The organism is Ciceribacter sp. RN22 (genome assembly GCF_024054295.1).
Classification (GTDB): Bacteria; Pseudomonadota; Alphaproteobacteria; order Rhizobiales; family Rhizobiaceae; genus Allorhizobium; species Allorhizobium lividum.
This window is the reverse complement of record NZ_JAMXLD010000002.1, coordinates 365,171-382,160: the sequence shown is the minus strand read 5'-3', so window position 1 is coordinate 382,160 and position 16,990 is coordinate 365,171. Positions and strand designations below refer to the sequence as shown.

Genomic DNA, 16,990 nt, shown 5'->3' with positions numbered 1-16,990 from the left:
CTCCCCGACCGTCAGTCATGCTCCTTCAGGAAGTCCGAAATGACGGTAAGGCACAGCGCCTTCTCTTCCACATGGGGCATGTGGCTCGATTGTTCGAACACGACCCAGCGGCATCCCGGCACTCGCTCGACATACGGTCGGACGACCTCGGGTGTCGCCTCGTCGAAACGGCCCGAGATCAGCAATGTCGGGGCGGCAATCGACGGCAGCCTGTCCTCGATCGTCCAGTCCTTCATGGTTCCGATCACATGGAACTCGGTCGGGCCGTTCATGTTGCGATAGACGGTATTGTCCTCGTCCATGATCGCGAAGGTGCGCGCCACCTCCTCCGGCCAGGGAACAACGCGGCAGACGTGACGGTCATAGAACACCCGCGAGGCTGCTACATATTCCGGATCGGTGATGGTTCCGGCCTGCTCATGGCGCAGCAGCGTCGCCTGCACCTCGGCCGGCAGCTCCTCCCTGAGCCGGTTCGCCTCCGCCACCCAGGTCTTCATGTTGGCGGGCGAGTTCGCGATAACGAGCGCCTTCAATCCCCCAGGCCGGCGTACGGCATGCTCGGCGCCGAGCATGCCGCCCCAGGACTGGCCGAGAAAGGCATAGCGATCCTGGATGCCGAGATGCTTCAGCAGGCAGTCGAGCTCCTCCAGAAAGAGAGGCACGGTCCAGAAATCCTCGCCCTTCTCCGGCAGGCGCGTGGAATTGCCGTTGCCGAGCTGATCGTAGTGTATCACGGCGCGCCCGTCGATCTCGGTGATCCCCTTGAAGGAATCGACGTAGTCGTGGGTGCAGCCGGGTCCGCCATGCGCAACGACCAAAGGCAACCTGCCGGACGACAGGGTTCCCGTGACGCGATACCAGGTGCGATACTCCCGGAAAGGCGAGAAGCCCTCGCGCGATGCGATGTCAGGCATGAAGATCTCCTTGGGTCAGATTCAAGGAGACAACCATATCGGCCGGATCGGCGCCGGTGCACCTATCACAACTTATAGGGCACGTCGCCGTCGAGCAGCCGGTACTGCGCGGCGCGCACGACGGCCTGGGTCCGGTTCTTCGCGCCGAGCTTCTTCGCCGCTGCGTTCAGGTGCATGACGACCGTCGGGACGGAGCGGTCGATGATCCTCGATATCTCCTTCGCGGAAAGACCGTACGAGGAGTAACGCAGGCATTCGCGTTCCCGCTCGGTGAGCCGGATGCGGGATGCATTCAGCACGTCGCGATCGAAAAGTGTGTAGGCAGCCTCGTGAAAGACCTGCGCCAGCAGGCTGAAATCCGCGATGGCACGCATGGCGTCTCGTTCGAAATCCCGTCTTGCGCCGTGGCGTATCCCCGTCACCGTCGCGTAATCGCCTCGCGGCATGTGAATGGGAACGGTCACGCCCGCCGTCATGCCATGGTCGTGCAGGAAGTCGCTCACCGGCTTCGTCTCTTCCGTCAGGAAGCGCCTTATCTTCGTTTCGGCGTCGGGATCGTAGTTCCAGAAGAAGGGGACAGAGGTCTGCATGGCCAGCCGCTGAACCGGATCAATGCGGAAATACTGCTGTCCGTACCAGCAGTCATGCATCTCGTCGCAGACATTGCGCAGCTTCAGCAGCGACGGCAGCATCATCTGCCCGCCGATATCGAGGGCGCCCGGCGTGTAGTCGTAGATCAGCGCGTCGAAACCGAGACGCTGCATCGTGACGAACGCCTCGTCTATGCGTCCGTCCAGAGTGTCCCGGGCGTCGAAACGTCGGCCGATCGTGTTGATTTCCTCGAGCATGACACCCTCCGGCAAGACGTCGGCACCCCTATCACTTCTTATAGCTGGTGCCGACGGGACAATACGCTAAAAATTAGCCATGCATATTTTTTGGTCAAGGCGAATCCCGATGGAGGAAGTGTGAATGTGGCGTGAGATCGCCCCGGACGACCGTGTCGAAATCGAGGTCGACGGCTTCCGGGTCGTTGCCTACAGCTTCGGGCGGGGCGATGAAACGGTCTTCTGCCTGAACGGTGGACCGGGGCTCGCCTGCGATTACCTCCGCGAGGCGCATTCCTGCCTCGTCGATCACGGCTACCGTGTCGTCGCCTTCGACCAGCTCGGCACCGGCGCCTCCGACCGGCCGACCGACCCGGCCCTCTGGACCATCGGGCGCTATGTCGAAGAAACGGAAACGGTCCGACGCGTCATGGGGCTCGGCGCGGTGCATCTGCTCGGCCATTCCTGGGGCGGCTGGCTTGCGATCGACTACGCGCTGACCCACCCGCAGAACATCAGGACGTTGATCCTCGAGGATACCGTCGCCGACATGCCGCATCTGGCGCTGGAACTGGAAAGGCTTCGAAGTGCGCTCGGCCCAGAGACGGTCGCGATGATGCAGAAGCACGAGGCGCAGGGCACGACCGACCACCCGGAATACATGGCGGCGATCACCCTCCTCAACTATCGACACGTCTGCCGACTGCCCGAGTGGCCCGCACCCGTCCGCCGCTCGCTCTCCGACTGGAACATGGGACCCTACACCACCATGCAGGGGCCGAACGAGTTTCTCTACACCGGCAATCTGAAAGACTGGAACAGGATACCCGATCTGCCGAAGATCGACGTGCCGGTCCTCATCACGGTCGGCGAACACGACGAACTGACACCCGCCTGCGCAATGCGGATGAAGGGTGCGCTGCGGAATGCGGAGATCCACGTCTTGCGCAACGCCAGTCACATGCCCTTCTACGAAAACCCAGCAGACTATTACCCCGCGCTGACGGGCTTCCTGGCGCGCCACAGGATCAACTGATGCCCGTTCACACAGACAGCGCAGCCTAGAGGACGATCGGCCGACCATGCATCGCTACAGATTTGTTCTCTACCGTCCCCTCCAGTTCCTGCCCGTCCTGTTCGGGATCAGTCTCATCACCTTCGTTCTGGTCCGGATGATCCCGGGTGATCCCGCGCGGGTGATCCTCGGCACCAAGGCCACACCGGCGGCGATCGCGAAGATCCGCACCCAATACGGCCTCGATGAGCCGATCTGGCTGCAGTATTTCTACTTCCTGCGGAACCTGGCCCAGGGGGAAATGGGCAAGTCGATCCTCTACAAGATCGACGTGCTGAAACTGATCGTCACGCGGATCGAGCCGACCCTGATGCTGGTCGTCACCAGCGTCGTCCTGTCGGTCCTGATCGCGGTCCCCATGGCCGCGATCGCCGCCAGGCGCCGGGGCCGGCTGCCCGACCATGCCGTACGACTGGTCTCGACGATGGGCATCGGCTTTCCTCCCTTCTGGCTGGGACTGATGCTCATGATCCTCTTCAGCGTGAAGCTCGATCTCCTGCCGGTGTCGGGCTACGGGCAAGGCTTCGGCGAAAAGCTCGCCCACCTTGCCCTGCCGAGCCTCACCGTGGCTCTCTCGCTCTCGGCCGTTGTCACGCGAAGCCTCAGGGCCGCGATGGTGGAAGGGCTGAAGTCCGACGTCGCGACCGCTGCCCGCGCCCGGGGCATGCCGGAGAACGTGGTCTTCTGGAGACACGTCCTGCCGAACGCCCTCGTCCCGACGATCAATCTTCTTGCCGTCAACACCGGCTGGCTGATCGGGGGAACTGTCGTGGTCGAGAGCGTCTTTGCCCTTCCCGGCATGGGGCAGTTGCTCGTGCGGGCGATCTTCTCGCGAGACTACATGGTCGTGCAGGGCGTCGCCATGGTGTTCGCCTGCGCGACGGTTCTCGTCAACTTCCTGGCGGACATCGCGACCGTCGCCGCCGATCCGAGGGTGAAACTGTGAGCAGCGCGCATTCAGACAACCTCCTCGCCCGCGCGCCGTTCGTCCTGGTTCGCCGCCATCCGTCGCTGACGATCGGCCTGGCGCTTCTCGGATCGTTCCTGCTCGTTGCGCTGCTCGCCCCGCTCATTGCGCCCTACGATCCCATTCTTCAGGCTGCCGGTGAGCGCCTGCAGCCGCCGTCGCTCGCCCATCCCCTCGGCACCGACAATTTCGGACGCGATATCCTCTCGCGGATCGTCTGGGGAACGCGCATCGACCTGCAGATCGCCTTCCTGGGTGTCGCCTTTCCATTCGTCATCGGAACGCTTCTCGGAACCGTCGCCGGCTTCGCGGGTGGTCTTGTCGACGGCATCTTCATGCGTCTGGTCGACATCATCCTCGCCTTCCCGTTCCTGGTGCTGATGCTGTCGATCATCGCCGTTCTCGGGCCAGGTCTCGGAAGCTTCTACATCGCCATGGCGATCGTCGGCTGGGTTTCCTACGCGCGGCTGGTGCGGGCGCAGATCCTCGTGCTGAAGCACAGCGACTATGCGATGGCGGCCGTAAGCCTCGGTTTCGGCCGGCTCCGCATCATGTTCCGTCACCTTCTGCCGAATGCGCTCGCCGGCTCGCTGGTCTTCGTCATGTCGGACGCGGTCCTCGTCCTCCTGAGCGGCGCTGCCATCAGCTATCTCGGCCTCGGCGTCCAGCCGCCGACCGCCGAATGGGGCATCATGGTCGCCGAAGGCCAGCCCTTCGTCACGACCGCCTGGTGGATCACGCTCTTCCCCGGGCTCTCCATCGTAACGCTCGCCTTCGCCTTCAGCCTGCTCGGCGATGCCCTGGGCGACCTCCTTGGAGTGCACGAATGACCGGGCCTCTCCTTTCCATCCGCGATCTGGCCGTCGGATTTCACGGCGAGGCCGGCACGACACCCCTCATCGACAAGGTCTCCCTTGATCTCGGCAGGGGCGAAATTCTCGGCCTCGTCGGAGAAAGCGGCTCCGGCAAGAGCCTGCTCTGCCGTGCCGTCATGGGGCTGCTGCCCTCCACCAAACTCTCGATCGACGGTGGATCGGTGATCTACGAAGGCCGGGACCTGACGAAGCTCACTGTCCCCGAACTGCTGCAGGTTCGGGGCCGTGAGATCGGGATGATCTTCCAGAACCCGACCAGCCACCTCGACCCGGTCATGAAGATCGGACACCAGATTGCCGAAGGCATTCGCTTTCATCAGCGGCTCGACGCCGCACAGGCGCGTGCGGCGGCAATCGAGTTGCTGGCACAGGTCGGCTTTCCGGATCCCGTGCGCCAGTACGAAAACTACCCGCACGAGTTCTCCGGCGGCATGCGCCAACGCGCGATGATCGCCGCTGCCCTTTCCTGCCGGCCGAAGATTTTGATCGCCGACGAGCCGACCACCGCACTCGACGTCACCATCCAGGCGCAGATCCTGCAGCTGCTTCTCGACCTGCGCGACCGCTTCGGCCTTTCCGTCATTCTGATCACCCATGATCTCGGCATCGTCGCCCAGACGTGCGACCGTATCGCCGTGATGCGGAACGGCCGCCTGCTCGAGGTGGGGCCGAAGCGGACGATCCTGTCGAGGCCGGTGCACGCCTACACGCAGGAACTGATCGCAAGCCACCCCTCGCTGCCGGTCGAGGAGCACGTCGCCGTCGCGAAGACCGAAGCACCCTCGCCGGTCAAGCCGCGTCCGATCCTGGAAATCGATGACCTGCACGTACGCTTCGCGACGGGCAGCGCCTTCCTTCGTGCCGGGGCGAGGACCGTCAGTGCCGTGAAGGGCGTCAGCCTTCAGGTGATGCCGGGCGAGAGCATCGGCATCGTCGGCGAGTCCGGCAGCGGCAAGAGTACGCTAGCGCGGGCGATCCTCGGACTCGCTCCGATCTCATCCGGCCACATCACCTTCGACGGAATGGACCTCGCCCTGCAGCCTCGCCCGACGATCGCAAGACTGCGCCGCGAAACGGCGATGGTTTTCCAGGACCCGTTCAACTCCCTCAATCCCCGGATGACCGTCGCCCAGACACTGGGCGAGGTCCTGAAGGTGCACGGCACGGCTCCGGCGGACATTCCGCGACGCATCGACGAGTTGCTCGACCTCGTGCACCTCGGCCCGGCGTTTGCGAACCGCAAGCCGCGCAGCATGAGCGGCGGCCAGGGCCAGCGCGTGGGGATCGCGCGGGCTCTCGCCGTCAACCCGCGTCTCGTCATCGCCGACGAATGCGTGGCCGCCCTCGACGTCACCATCCAGAAGCAGATCGTCGATCTCTTCGCGGAACTCAAGGACAGGATGAAGCTGACGCTGCTCTTCATCGCCCACGACCTCGCGATCGTGCGCAATCTCTGTGAGAGGGTCGTCGTCATGTATCACGGCGAAATCGTCGAGGAAGGCCGCTCTGCCGACGTCTTCGCCCACCCCGCAAAACCCTATACCGCCGCGCTGATCGGCGCGGTTCCCGACATCAATCCGGACAAGACGCTTCTGGCGCCGTCTTCGCCCGGCGCCTCGATCACAAACCCAGCCGCATGAACAACCAACAAGGGGAACACGGAATGAGAACGAAACACTGGATGAAAGTCGGCCTCGTCGCCGTCATGACGTCGATTTCGGCAGGTGTGAGCCTGGCGGAGGCCGCCGGCGTGCTGACCATCGGCCGACGCGAGGATTCGACCACCTTCGACCCTATCAAGAGCGCCCAGAACGTCGACAACTGGGTGTTTTCCAACGTTTTCGACGTCCTGATCCGGGTCGACAAGACCGGAACGAAGCTGGAGCCGGGTCTGGCCGAGAGCTGGACGATTTCCGATGACGGCCTGACCTACACATTCAAGATCCGCGACGCGAAGTTCTCGGACGGTTCGCCGGTGACCGCGGAGGACGCCGCCTTCTCGCTTCTGCGCATCCGCGACAACGAAGGCTCGCTCTGGAGCGATTCCTACAAGGTCGTCGAGACGGCGGAGGCCGCAGACGAGCACACCCTGGTCGTGAAGCTCAAGACGCCGTCGGCACCCTTCCTGTCCTCGCTGGCACTGCCGAATGTCTCGGTCCTCTCGAAAAAGGCTGTCGAAGCGGGCGAAGAGGCCTTCGGCGAGCTTCCGACCGCGTCGTCGGGCGCCTTCATCGTCAAGGAATGGCGTCGCGGCGACCGCGTGATCCTGGAGAAGAACCCGTATTTCTGGCAGGCCGACCGGGTATCGCTCGACGGCGTGGAATGGATCTCGGTGCCCGACGACAACACGCGCATGCTCAACGTCCAGGCCGGGCAGCTCGATGCTGCGATCTTCGTGCCCTTCTCGCGGGTGGCGGAGCTGCAGAAGGATCCGAACCTCACCGTCCACCTCGACACCTCGACGCGCGAGGATCATCTCCTCATCAACCACGAGCACGGCGACCTCGGGAAAAAGGAAGTCCGTGAAGCCCTCGATTACGCGATCGACAAGAAGGCGGTCGTCGACGCCGTCACCTTTGGTTACGGCAAGGTCGCCAACTCCTACATCCCGGAGGGCGCCCTCTATCACTATGCGGACAACCTTCAGCGGCCCCATGATCCGGGAAAAGCGAAGGAACTGCTCGCTTCGGCCGGTGTCAGCGGCCTGACGCTCAACTATCTGGTCAATGCCGGCAGCGAAGTCGACGAGCAGATCGCCGTTCTCCTGCAGCAGCAGCTGCTCGAGGCCGGGATCACCGTCAATCTGCAGAAGATGGACCCGAGCCAGACTTGGGACATGCTGGTCGCCGGCGACTACGACCTTTCCGTCATGTACTGGACCAACGACATCCTCGATCCCGACCAGAAGACGACCTTCGTTCTCGGCCACGACACCAACATGAACTACATGACACGCTACAAGAACGACAAGGTGAAGGATCTGGTCGCCGCCGCCCGGCTCGAGATGGATCCGGCCAAGCGCGAACAGATGTATGTCGACATCCAGAAGATGGCCAAGGACGACGTCCACTGGATCGATCTCTACTACAGCCCCTACATCAACGTCTCGCGCAAGACGATCGAGCACTTCGACCAGAACCCGCTCGGCCGCTTCTTCCTCGAGGACACAGTCAAGAACTGAGGCGGCACACTGCCACCGACATCCTTGCGAGGTCCGGCCTGCGCTTCGTCAGGCCGGACCTTCGTTCCTGCGTCATTCCTTCACCGCACCGGTCATCGACGAGACGTAATAGTCGACGAAGAAGGAATAGAGGATGACCACCGGCAGCGAGCCGAAGAGCGCGCCTGCCATCAGCGATCCCCATTCGAAGATGTCGCCGCGCACGAGCTCCGTCAGCACGCCGACCGGAACGGTCTTGTTTTCGGAGGACTGGATGAAGGTCAGCGCGTAGATGAACTCGTTCCACGACAGCGTGAAGGCGAAGATGCCAGCCGAGATCAGTCCCGGCACCGCGAGCGGCAGAATGATCCTGGTGAGGATCTGCAGACGGCTCGCCCCGTCGACCAGCGCGCTCTCTTCGAGCTCGAAGGGGATCGAGCGAAAATAGCCCATCAGCAGCCAGGTGCAGAAGGGAATGAGGAAGGTCGGATAGGTGAAGATCAGCGCCATGCGCGTATCGTAGATGCCGATCTTGAAGACGATGAAGGCGAGCGGGATGAACAGGATCGACGGCGGCACGAGATAGGCGAGGAAGATCATCAGGCCGACGGAGCGAGAGCCGGTGAATCGGATGCGCTCGATCGCATAGGCACCGAGCACCGCCGCAAAGAGCGAGAGCGCCGTCGATGCGACCGCGACCAGCATCGTGTTCCACAGCCATCCCGGATAGGACGTCTCGAAGAGCAGGTACTTGATGTGGTCGAGCGTCGCACCGACCACCCAGAAGGGACTGTAATTGTTGTAGTCCGTCAGCTGGGAATTCGGCTTCACCGCCGTGATCGCCATCCAGTAGAAAGGAAAGAGCAGCACGAAGACGAAGACGGCGAGCGGCAGGTAGATCGTCATCACTCGCCGCGGCAGGCTGCTGAGATAGGACATGCCCTGGCTGTCGTCTGTCAGAACGGCCTCGGGAACAGAGCTCTTGGTGTTCATGGTCGGCTCCATTGTCAGTCACCTCCACCCTGCTGCCACTTGCGGCGCTGCAGCCCGAAGAAGGAAAACATGATGGCGGCGAGCAGGAAGGGGATCATGGCGACGGCGATCGCCGCCCCCTCGCCCAGTTGCCCGCCGGGGATTGCACGCTGAAAGGAGAGCGTCGCCATCAGATGCGTGGCATTGACCGGTCCGCCCTTGGTCAGCACATAGATCAGCTGGAAGTCGGTGAAGGTGAAAAGAACCGAGAACGTCATGACGACGGCAATGATCGGCGTCAGCATCGGCAGCGTGACGTAGCGGAAACGCTGCCAGCTGGTGGCGCCGTCGAGCGAGGCGGCTTCCTGCAGGGAGGCCGGAATCGTCTGCAGGCCCGCGAGCAGTGAAATCGCGACGAAGGGGATGCCGCGCCAGACATTGGCGGCGATGACGGAGATCCGCGCATTGGTGGGATCGCCCAGGAAGTTGATCGGCTGGTCGATGAGACCGAGCTTGATGAGCGACCAGGAAATGATCGAGAACTGGGAATCGTAGATCCACCAGAACGCCAGCGCCGACAGGACCGTCGGGACCACCCAGGGAAGCAGCACGATCGCGCGGAAGAACGACTTGAACGGCAGATGCTCGTTGAGGAGCAGGGCCAGCCAGAGGCCGAGCGCGAACTTCAGCGCCGATGCGACCGTCGTATAGAGAACGGTATTGAAGACCGAAAGCCAGAAGACGCTGTCGTCCCAGAGAAACTCGTAGTTTTCGAGGCCGATGAAGACGCCTTCCCTGCCGATCCTCGTATCGGTGAAGCCGAGCCACACGCCGAGCCCCAGCGGATAGGTGAGGAAACAGAGCAGGAAGACCGCGGCCGGCAGCATGAAGAGAAAGCCGAGCACATCCCGATTGTTGCCGAGCCGCGACCAAAGCGAGCGCTGCGGAGGACCGGGATCCGTTGTCGTCATCGTCATCGGTGTTTCACTCCAGAAAAGGATCGGGATGCGGGAGCGCGGACCTTCCCGCGCTCCCGAGCGACGTTCGATCAGACGCGATAGTAACGGTTCGCCCGCTTTTCAGCCTGCGCAATGGCATCCTCCGGCGTGGCCGCACCCGTGACGACGGAGGCAAACATGTCGACCAGCACATAGTCGGCCATCACGGCGGCGGATGCGTAGCCGAGCGGGCCGGCATAGCCGTTCGGGCGCAAGGTCTCGGAAGCCTTCGCATAGGGCGCATGGATCGGATTGTCCGTCCAGACCGGATTGTTGGCAAAGGCCTTCAGCGGCTGGCAGCAATAGGCGCTGGAACCCTTGATCCAGGCATTCATCTGGTCGGCTTCCATCATGAACTTGACGTAGGCCTTGGCCGCTTCCGGATATTTCGTGTGGTTGAAGACGAGCAACGAGCTCGTCTGGTGCAGTTCCACGCTCTTGCCCACCGGACCGACCGGGAAGTTGGTGCTGCGCATGTCCTCCATGATCGCGGCAAGGTTGGGGTCCTTCTTGGCGGCGTAATAGACCGAGACCCCGTTGGCCGTCAGCGATATCTGGCCGGCGAGGAAGGCGCGGTTGTTGTTGATGTCGAGCCAGCTCTCCGTGCCGGGAATGAAGGTCGCATAGAGCTCCTTGGCGTAGTTCAGCGCTGCCAGCGTTTCCGGCGAATTGATCGTCACCTGACCGCTTTCGTCCACCATCTTCGCGCCATGGCTCCAGAGCAGCCAGTGGGCGTAGTTGTTGCCATCACCGACCGCCTTTCCGTGCGGGAATCCGGCCGGCGTTCCCTTGGCCTTCATCGCCTTGCAGAGTTCGAGGAAGTCTGCCGTATCCTTCGGGAACTCGCTGAAGCCCGCCGCCTTCATGTGGCTGTCGCGGTAAACGACCGCGTTGCCGATCGCCGTCAGCGGCATGGCGATGAACTTGCCGTCGCGCGTCGCATAACCCTTCAGGCCGTCGTAGAAGCCGCCGTACTTGCCGTCGAGATAGGTGCCAAGCTCGGTCAGGTCCACGAGCTTGTCCGGATACTGATGGGCATCGTCGAACCAGCACATCACGAGGTCGGGACCCGAGCCGACATTGGCGGCGACGGCAGCCTTCGGCCGGATGTCCTCCCAGCTTTCCTTGTCGACACGCACTTCGACGCCGGTCGCCTCGGTGAACTTCTTCGTGTTGGCGAGCCATGCCTCCTCGTCACCCTGCACGAAGGGTGCCCAGCGCAGGAGGCGCAGGCTGGCACCGGCCTCCGGCGTATAGGTGGGTTCGGCCGCAAGGGCCGGCCGGAGTCCGAACGCCGGAAGACCGCTGGCACCGATGAGGCCGGCAGTGCCGGCAAGGAATGTTCTTCTCTTGATCGTCATGAATGCTCCTCCTCCAAGTACGGGACACTGGTCACGCGACACCGCCTGTCCCGTCGGCGAATGCCACGGTTTCGTGCTTCACGTCGTGCCGGCAGCTCCTTTCTGCGGGCACAGTCATTCCAGTTCACCCGACGAGCCGCATGCCTGTCTCCTCATCGAAGATATGGACATGCGCCGGATCGATGGTGATGCCGATCGGTTCACCCGGCTGCACGTCGATGCGCTCACGGAAAATGCAGGTGATCTCTCCACCGCCGAAATTGGCGATGATCTGTGTTTCGTAGCCGGTCGGCTCGGTGACGACGACCTCGGCCTTCAGCCTGTCCCCGCCGAGCTGGATGTATTCCGGGCGCAGGCCGTAGACGAGATTGCGGCCGACGGCCTGGGCGAAGGGCTTCGCCAGGGGCAGGCACGTACCATCGCTCGCCACGAAAACCTGCGGGTTCTCCGGATCCAGCTTGCCCTTGATCATGTTCATGGCGGGCGAGCCGATGAAGCCGGCGACGAAGAGATTGTCGGGGTAGTCGTAGAGTTCGAGCGGCGAGCCGATCTGCTCGACGCGGCCGTCATGCATGACCACAATCTTGTCGGCCATGGTCATCGCCTCGATCTGGTCGTGGGTGACGTAGACCGTCGTCGTCTTCAGGCGGTGGTGCAGTTCCTTGATCTCGGCGCGCATGGCGACGCGCAGCTTGGCATCGAGGTTCGACAACGGTTCGTCGAACAGGAAGACCTGCGGGTCCCGCACGATCGCGCGCCCCATGGCGACGCGCTGGCGCTGACCACCCGAGAGCTGCCGCGGATAGCGATCGAGCAGGTTCGTCAGGCCGAGAATGCCGGCCGCAAAATTGACGCGCCGGTCGATCTCTTCCTTCGGCGCGGCGTTCAGCATCAGCGAGAACGCCATGTTCTTGGCGACCGTCATGTGCGGATAGAGCGCATAGTTCTGGAACACCATGGCGATGTCGCGCTCCTTCGGCGGCAGGCTGTTGACCGTGCGGCCACCGATGCGGATCTCGCCGCCGGATATGTTCTCAAGCCCGGCGAGCATCCGCAGAAGGGTCGATTTTCCGCAACCGGAGGGGCCGACGAGGATGACGAACTCGCCGTCCTCGATGTCGATATTCACCCCCTTGATGACGGGAAAGGCGCCGAAGGACTTGCGTACGTCGGCGAACTGGACATTGGCCATGCGTCTCCTCCCAGAGTGCAATCGGTCAGATCTCTTGTTTCTCGCCCTTCCCGGTCGGACGCGGAGCTCCTCAACTCCTGCGCCACCGGAACGGGCGGCATGCTTTCAGCGGCCGGCACCATGCCGACGGTGTACGGCGATCACGGCAGCCGGCCTCCAAGCTCGTCCTCGACATGGATGCGGATGATCTCGTCGAAGACCGTCTCCGCCCGGAAGCCCAGCGCCGTCGCGCGGCTCGCGTCGAAATTGGTCGGCCAGCCGGCGACGATCCCGGCGATCTGCGGGTCCGGCTCGCGGTGGATCAGAGAAACGGCCTTGTCGCCGGCGACGCGCCGCAGAGCCTCGATCTCCTCGCCGACGGTTGCCGAAAGCCCGGGCATGGTGAGGTTGCGGCGCGGGCCGATGAGGCTGGTGTCCATCGTCGCGGCATGGATGAAGAAGCCGACCGCCGAGCGGGGGCTCGCAAACCAGTGTCGGACATCTTCGCCGACCGGCAGAGCCGCTTCCTTGCCCGTAAGCGGCTCGCGCAGGATGTTGGAGAAGAAGCCGGATGCCGCCTTGTTCGGCGTCCCCGGGCGAATGCAGATGGTCGGCAGGCGTATGCCGACGCCGTCGAAGATCCCGCGGCGGGAATAGTCGGCCAGCAGCAGTTCGGCGATCGCCTTTTGGGTCCCGTAGCTGGTGAGCGGCGTCGTGAAGAAATCCGGCCCGATGATTTCGGGAAACGGTGCGCCGAAGACGGCGATCGAGGATGCGAAAAGAACCCGCGGACGATAGGCTTCCCGTTGCCCCTCACGGCGGATTGCCTCGAAGAGGGCGCGCGTTCCGTCGAGATTGACCGCGTAGCCCTTGTCGAAATCGGCCTCCGCCTCGCCGGAGACGATCGCCGCCAGATGGAAGATGATGTCGGGGCGGCCCTCGATCAGTCTCGGCGCCGTGCCGGGCGCTGCAAGGTCGACGGTCAGCGCGGTCGTAGCCGACTGCAGTGCGGCAGGAACCATCGGCGCAACCGCATCAGCCAGCGTCAGGCGCCCGATCTCACTGCCGAGGACGGAGGGCGAAGCGGCTAGTCGTTCGACGAGCTTGCGTCCGATCATGCCGGCGGCACCGATCACGAGAACATGCATCTGCGGCTCCCCTCCCCGTATGTGCTGCGGTTCTTCCTCTCGGGCTCGAAGGACCTTCGTCCGGTCGACCCGCCTCCTCTTCTCACTGCGTATCGCGAGAACGCTACGCTCACGCAGCAGCGTCTCTCTTGCACTCGTTCGCTGGCACCGTTATCGGTACCGGTATCGATACCGCCAACCTAGGTCGACCAAGTCGCTCTTGTCAACGCGGGTTCGGTTTGCTTTGCCCACGGCGATATTCACATCAGCGCGGGTCGGCGGAACGACCGTTAGGATCCAGTATGCGAAGACCCACTCTCGAAGAAGTCGCCGCGGCGGCCGGCGTTTCCAAGATGACCGCCTCGCGCGCGCTCAGGGGCGCGGCCGACGTTTCGAAAGAGACGATTACCAGGGTCACGCAGGCGGCCGAACGGGTCGGCTATGTCGGCAACCGGCTGGCGCTTTCGCTTTCCTCGAGGCGAACCAATCTCATCGGCGTGGTCGTGCCCAGCATGTCGAACATCGTCTTCCCGGAAGTGCTTGCGGGCATCAGCGAGGCCCTGGAGGGGACAGGCATGCAGGCCGTCTTCGGTCTGACCGACTATGACCCCGGCAAGGAACGCGACGTTATCCGCAACATGCTCTCCTGGCGGCCGGCGGCAATGATCGTCACGGGCCTCGACCAGCCGGAGGAGACCGTCAAGCTTCTGAAGCAGGCCGACATTCCGGTCATCCAGATCATGGATATCGACGGCACGCCGATCGACTATTGCGTCGGGCTCTCGCACACTGCGGCGGGAGAGGAGATGGGACGGGCGCTCCTCGCGGAGGGGCGGCGAAAATTCGGCTATGTCGGCAGCAGGCTCGACCGGGACCAACGTGCCAGCCGGCGCAAGGCGGGTTTCGAGCGCGCACTGGCCGAGGCCGGTTTGCGGTTTTCCCTGGAAAAGGTGGGCGACCAGGTCTCCTCTGCGGTTCTGGGCAAGCGGCTGACGATGGCGCTGCTCGCCGAGGCGGGGGACCTCGACTGCATCTACTATTCGAACGACGACATGGCGGCGGGCGGCCTCTTCGCCTGCATCGAGCACGGCATTTCCGTGCCCGGCACGATTCTGCTGGCCGGCTTCAACGGGCTGGAGTTGACCGATGCCCTGCCCGCGGCAATCGCGACCTCCTACTCACCGCGCCGGGAGATCGGCCGAACGGCGGCAAGCCTTGCCTTGCGCGCCCTCAGTGATACCGGGGAGGACCACGAGCGGATGGTCGTGCTGTCGCCGAGGCTTTCGCTCGGACGGTAAGCGCGCGGCGGGCCGGCCGGGATCGGCCTGATCCTGAAACGCCGGCGGGCGCGCGTCCTGGCAATCGCGATAGCGGCGGCGAACGTGCTTATTCCTGCCGGCCTTGGTGTCTGGATCCTCGCCGACAGGCCCTATGAACTGCAAACCGTCGTCGCCACGAGTTTTCGCACCGTGTTCTGGCTCGCCGCCGGACTCGTCTCCCTTCCTGGAAGTGATACCGGACCGCAAAGCCGTCGCTGACGAGAGCTGCACGCACCGTCCCCACGCATCTTTCATCTTGCCGGTTGACTCATCGACGTGAACGAGAAATGCTATGATGTCAGACCAATTTAAAGCCGACATCGATGACGACACCGAATACCAAGCCGCTGATAGCCCCCCTTCCGCCGATGGACCGCGCGCGGCAGGTAACCGAATCGCTCGCCCGCTACATCGACCAGGCGCGTCTTGCTGCCGGTGACCGGTTGCCCGCGGAGCGGGAGCTCATGGCGGCGCTTGGCGTCGGCCGCTCGACGATCCGCGAGGTGATCCGCCATTTCCAGGCCCTCGGCGTCATGGAGACCCGCAAGGGTAGCGGCACCTATCTCCTGAAGCCGATCACATCTGCCACGATCCACATGCCGCTCTCCGTCGAAACCGCGAACGTGCGCGATGCACTCCTGCAAACGCTCGAAGTGCGCCGCGGCATCGAATGCGAGGCCTGCATGGTGGCGGCCCGGCGCCGCACGGCAGACGACATCGCCAACATGGAAGCCAAACTCGACGAGATGGAGCGGGTCCACCTCCTGAAGGGAACCGCGGGCGAGGAGGACCTCGCCTTCCATCTCGCGATCTACGATGCCACCCACAATCCGCTGTTCCGGCAGCTGCTCGAACAGATGCGCGAAGCCTTCGAGCGCTTCTGGGAAAAGCCTTTCGACCGGCCGGACTTCGCCCGGAGATCCTTTCCCTATCACCGCACGCTGTTCAACGCGATCGTCGCCCAGGACACCGAAGCCGCGCGACGCGAAACGCTGAAGATCCTCGACGTCGTCGAGGAAGACATCAAGGAAATGTCCAAATGATCGACGGCCCGAATCCGTTCGACGATGCTTCTCTGGTCGTCGCGCACGACGACACCAATGCCTTCGAGGCCGTCGTGCCGCCGATCGTGCAAACCTCGCTCTTCACCTTCGAGACCGTCGACGAGATGATCGCGACCTATCGCGGAGAAAAGAACCGCCCGGTCTACTCGCGCGGGCTCAACCCGACCGTACGGCATTTCGAAGAAATGCTGGCAAAACTCGAAGGCGGCGAGGACGCGCTGGGCTTCGGAAGCGGAATGGCGGCGATCTCCTCCACAGTGCTCACCTTCGTGGAGCCGGGTGACCGCATCGTCGCGGTTAGGCATCTCTACCCGGATGCCTTCCGCCTCTTCGGAACGCTCCTGAAGCGCATGAAGATCGAGGTCGCCTATGTCGACGGCGCCGACGAGGAGGCCGTCGAGAAATCGATGCCGGGGGCGAAGCTCTTCTACATGGAAAGCCCGACCAGCTGGATCATGGAGACCCATGACGTCGCCGCACTCGCGGCGATCGCCCGGAAACACGGCGTCCTGACCGTCATCGACAACAGCTGGGCGAGCCCCGTCTTCCAGCGCCCGCTGTCGCTCGGCGTCGATCTCGTGCTGCACTCGGCCTCCAAATATCTGGGCGGTCACAGCGACGTCGTCGCCGGTGTCGTTACCGGTCCGAAGGCGCTCGTCGACCGTATCCGCGGCGAGAGCCTCCCCTATCTCGGCGGCAAGATGTCTCCCTTCGATGCCTGGCTGCTGATCCGCGGGCTTCGGACGCTGCCGATCCGCATGAAGGCGCACGAGGCAGCCGGCCTCGAGATTGCACGGCGATTGAAGGCGCGTCCCGAGGTCGAGCAGGTCAACCATCCGGGCCTTGCAAACCAGTTGCCGCCGGGGCTCACCGGCACCTCGGGTCTCTTCTCCTTCGTCTTCCGTGACGGCGTCGACATCCGCGCCTTCGCCGACCGTCTCGAACTCTTCAAGCTCGGCGTCAGCTGGGGCGGACACGAAAGCCTGATCGTCCCGGGCGAGGTCGTGCTGCAGCAAAAGGCCCAACCGAATTCCGCGCATGCTTTCGGCATGAACCCGCGGTCCGTGCGTCTCCATGTCGGCCTTGAAGGGACGGAGGCCCTGTGGAGTGACCTGGAGACGGCGATCAACGCCGCCCGCAAGACCTGACGTGCCTATCAA

At 63.5% G+C, this 16,990-nt stretch carries 15 protein-coding genes; 8 read left to right on the top strand and 7 right to left on the bottom strand.

Annotation, left to right across the window (positions count from 1 at the left end; translation table 11 throughout):
• Nucleotides 1–11: 11 nt before the first annotated feature.
• Together NHF53_RS16860 and NHF53_RS16855 are read right to left on the bottom strand one after the other, a co-directional pair.
• Nucleotides 12–914: a proline iminopeptidase-family hydrolase gene (locus tag NHF53_RS16860; protein WP_252835278.1), complete on the bottom strand. Its 903-nt coding sequence runs from the start codon at nt 912–914 to the stop codon at nt 12–14.
• A gap of 65 nt (nt 915–979) precedes the next feature.
• Nucleotides 980–1,762, bottom strand: coding sequence for a LuxR family transcriptional regulator (locus NHF53_RS16855; protein ID WP_114365234.1), 783 nt, complete (start codon nt 1,760–1,762; stop codon nt 980–982).
• 124 nt (nt 1,763–1,886) lie between these two features.
• On the opposite strand from NHF53_RS16855, the gene NHF53_RS16850 reads away from it, so the two are divergent.
• From NHF53_RS16850 to NHF53_RS16830, 5 genes are read left to right on the top strand one after another with little or no spacing between them, the layout of a single operon-like run.
• A complete protein-coding gene (locus tag NHF53_RS16850) occupies nt 1,887–2,777 on the top strand; it encodes a proline iminopeptidase-family hydrolase (RefSeq protein ID WP_252835277.1) in 891 nt (296 codons plus the stop codon).
• 46 nt (nt 2,778–2,823) lie between these two features.
• Nucleotides 2,824–3,762 carry an ABC transporter permease gene (locus NHF53_RS16845; protein ID WP_252835276.1) on the top strand — a complete coding sequence of 313 codons (939 nt, stop codon included), beginning with the start codon at nt 2,824–2,826 and terminating at the stop codon, nt 3,760–3,762.
• A gap of 44 nt (nt 3,763–3,806) precedes the next feature.
• Nucleotides 3,807–4,613 carry an ABC transporter permease gene (locus NHF53_RS16840; RefSeq protein ID WP_252835990.1) on the top strand — a complete coding sequence of 269 codons (807 nt, stop codon included), beginning with the start codon at nt 3,807–3,809 and terminating at the stop codon, nt 4,611–4,613.
• Nucleotides 4,610–6,298, top strand: coding sequence for an ABC transporter ATP-binding protein (locus NHF53_RS16835; RefSeq protein ID WP_252835275.1), 1,689 nt, complete (start codon nt 4,610–4,612; stop codon nt 6,296–6,298). Before NHF53_RS16840 ends, NHF53_RS16835 begins: the two co-directional genes overlap by 4 nt.
• 41 nt (nt 6,299–6,339) lie before the next feature.
• Entirely contained in the window at nt 6,340–7,839 is a 1,500-nt protein-coding gene (locus tag NHF53_RS16830) for an ABC transporter substrate-binding protein (RefSeq protein WP_252835989.1), read from the top strand.
• A 72-nt stretch (nt 7,840–7,911) separates the two neighbouring features.
• On the opposite strand, the gene NHF53_RS16825 is transcribed toward NHF53_RS16830, so the two are convergent.
• The 5 genes from NHF53_RS16825 to denD form a co-directional block, all read right to left on the bottom strand.
• Complete coding sequence (locus tag NHF53_RS16825) at nt 7,912–8,811, bottom strand: carbohydrate ABC transporter permease (protein ID WP_114365261.1); 900 nt, start codon at nt 8,809–8,811, stop codon at nt 7,912–7,914.
• Nucleotides 8,812–8,825: 14 nt separating this feature from the next.
• Nucleotides 8,826–9,761 carry a carbohydrate ABC transporter permease gene (locus NHF53_RS16820; RefSeq protein WP_374591261.1) on the bottom strand — a complete coding sequence of 312 codons (936 nt, stop codon included), beginning with the start codon at nt 9,759–9,761 and terminating at the stop codon, nt 8,826–8,828.
• A gap of 77 nt (nt 9,762–9,838) precedes the next feature.
• Complete coding sequence (locus NHF53_RS16815) at nt 9,839–11,149, bottom strand: ABC transporter substrate-binding protein (RefSeq protein ID WP_252835274.1); 1,311 nt, start codon at nt 11,147–11,149, stop codon at nt 9,839–9,841.
• 124 nt (nt 11,150–11,273) lie between these two features.
• Complete coding sequence (locus NHF53_RS16810; RefSeq protein ID WP_252835273.1) at nt 11,274–12,341, bottom strand: ABC transporter ATP-binding protein; 1,068 nt, start codon at nt 12,339–12,341, stop codon at nt 11,274–11,276.
• Between the two features lie 140 nt (nt 12,342–12,481).
• Entirely contained in the window at nt 12,482–13,468 is a 987-nt protein-coding gene (denD, locus tag NHF53_RS16805; protein WP_252835272.1) for a D-erythronate dehydrogenase, read from the bottom strand.
• A gap of 281 nt (nt 13,469–13,749) precedes the next feature.
• Here denD and NHF53_RS16800 point away from each other — a divergent pair, with 281 nt between their 5' ends.
• The 3 genes from NHF53_RS16800 to NHF53_RS16790 all read left to right on the top strand — a co-directional run bounded on the left by NHF53_RS16800 (nt 13,750) and on the right by NHF53_RS16790 (nt 16,978).
• Complete coding sequence (locus tag NHF53_RS16800; RefSeq protein WP_252835271.1) at nt 13,750–14,745, top strand: LacI family DNA-binding transcriptional regulator; 996 nt, start codon at nt 13,750–13,752, stop codon at nt 14,743–14,745.
• 344 nt (nt 14,746–15,089) lie between these two features.
• Nucleotides 15,090–15,809, top strand: coding sequence for a FadR/GntR family transcriptional regulator (locus NHF53_RS16795; RefSeq protein ID WP_252835270.1), 720 nt, complete (start codon nt 15,090–15,092; stop codon nt 15,807–15,809).
• Complete coding sequence (locus NHF53_RS16790; protein ID WP_252835269.1) at nt 15,806–16,978, top strand: PLP-dependent transferase; 1,173 nt, start codon at nt 15,806–15,808, stop codon at nt 16,976–16,978. Before NHF53_RS16795 ends, NHF53_RS16790 begins: the two co-directional genes overlap by 4 nt.
• Nucleotides 16,979–16,990: the final 12 nt, after the last annotated feature.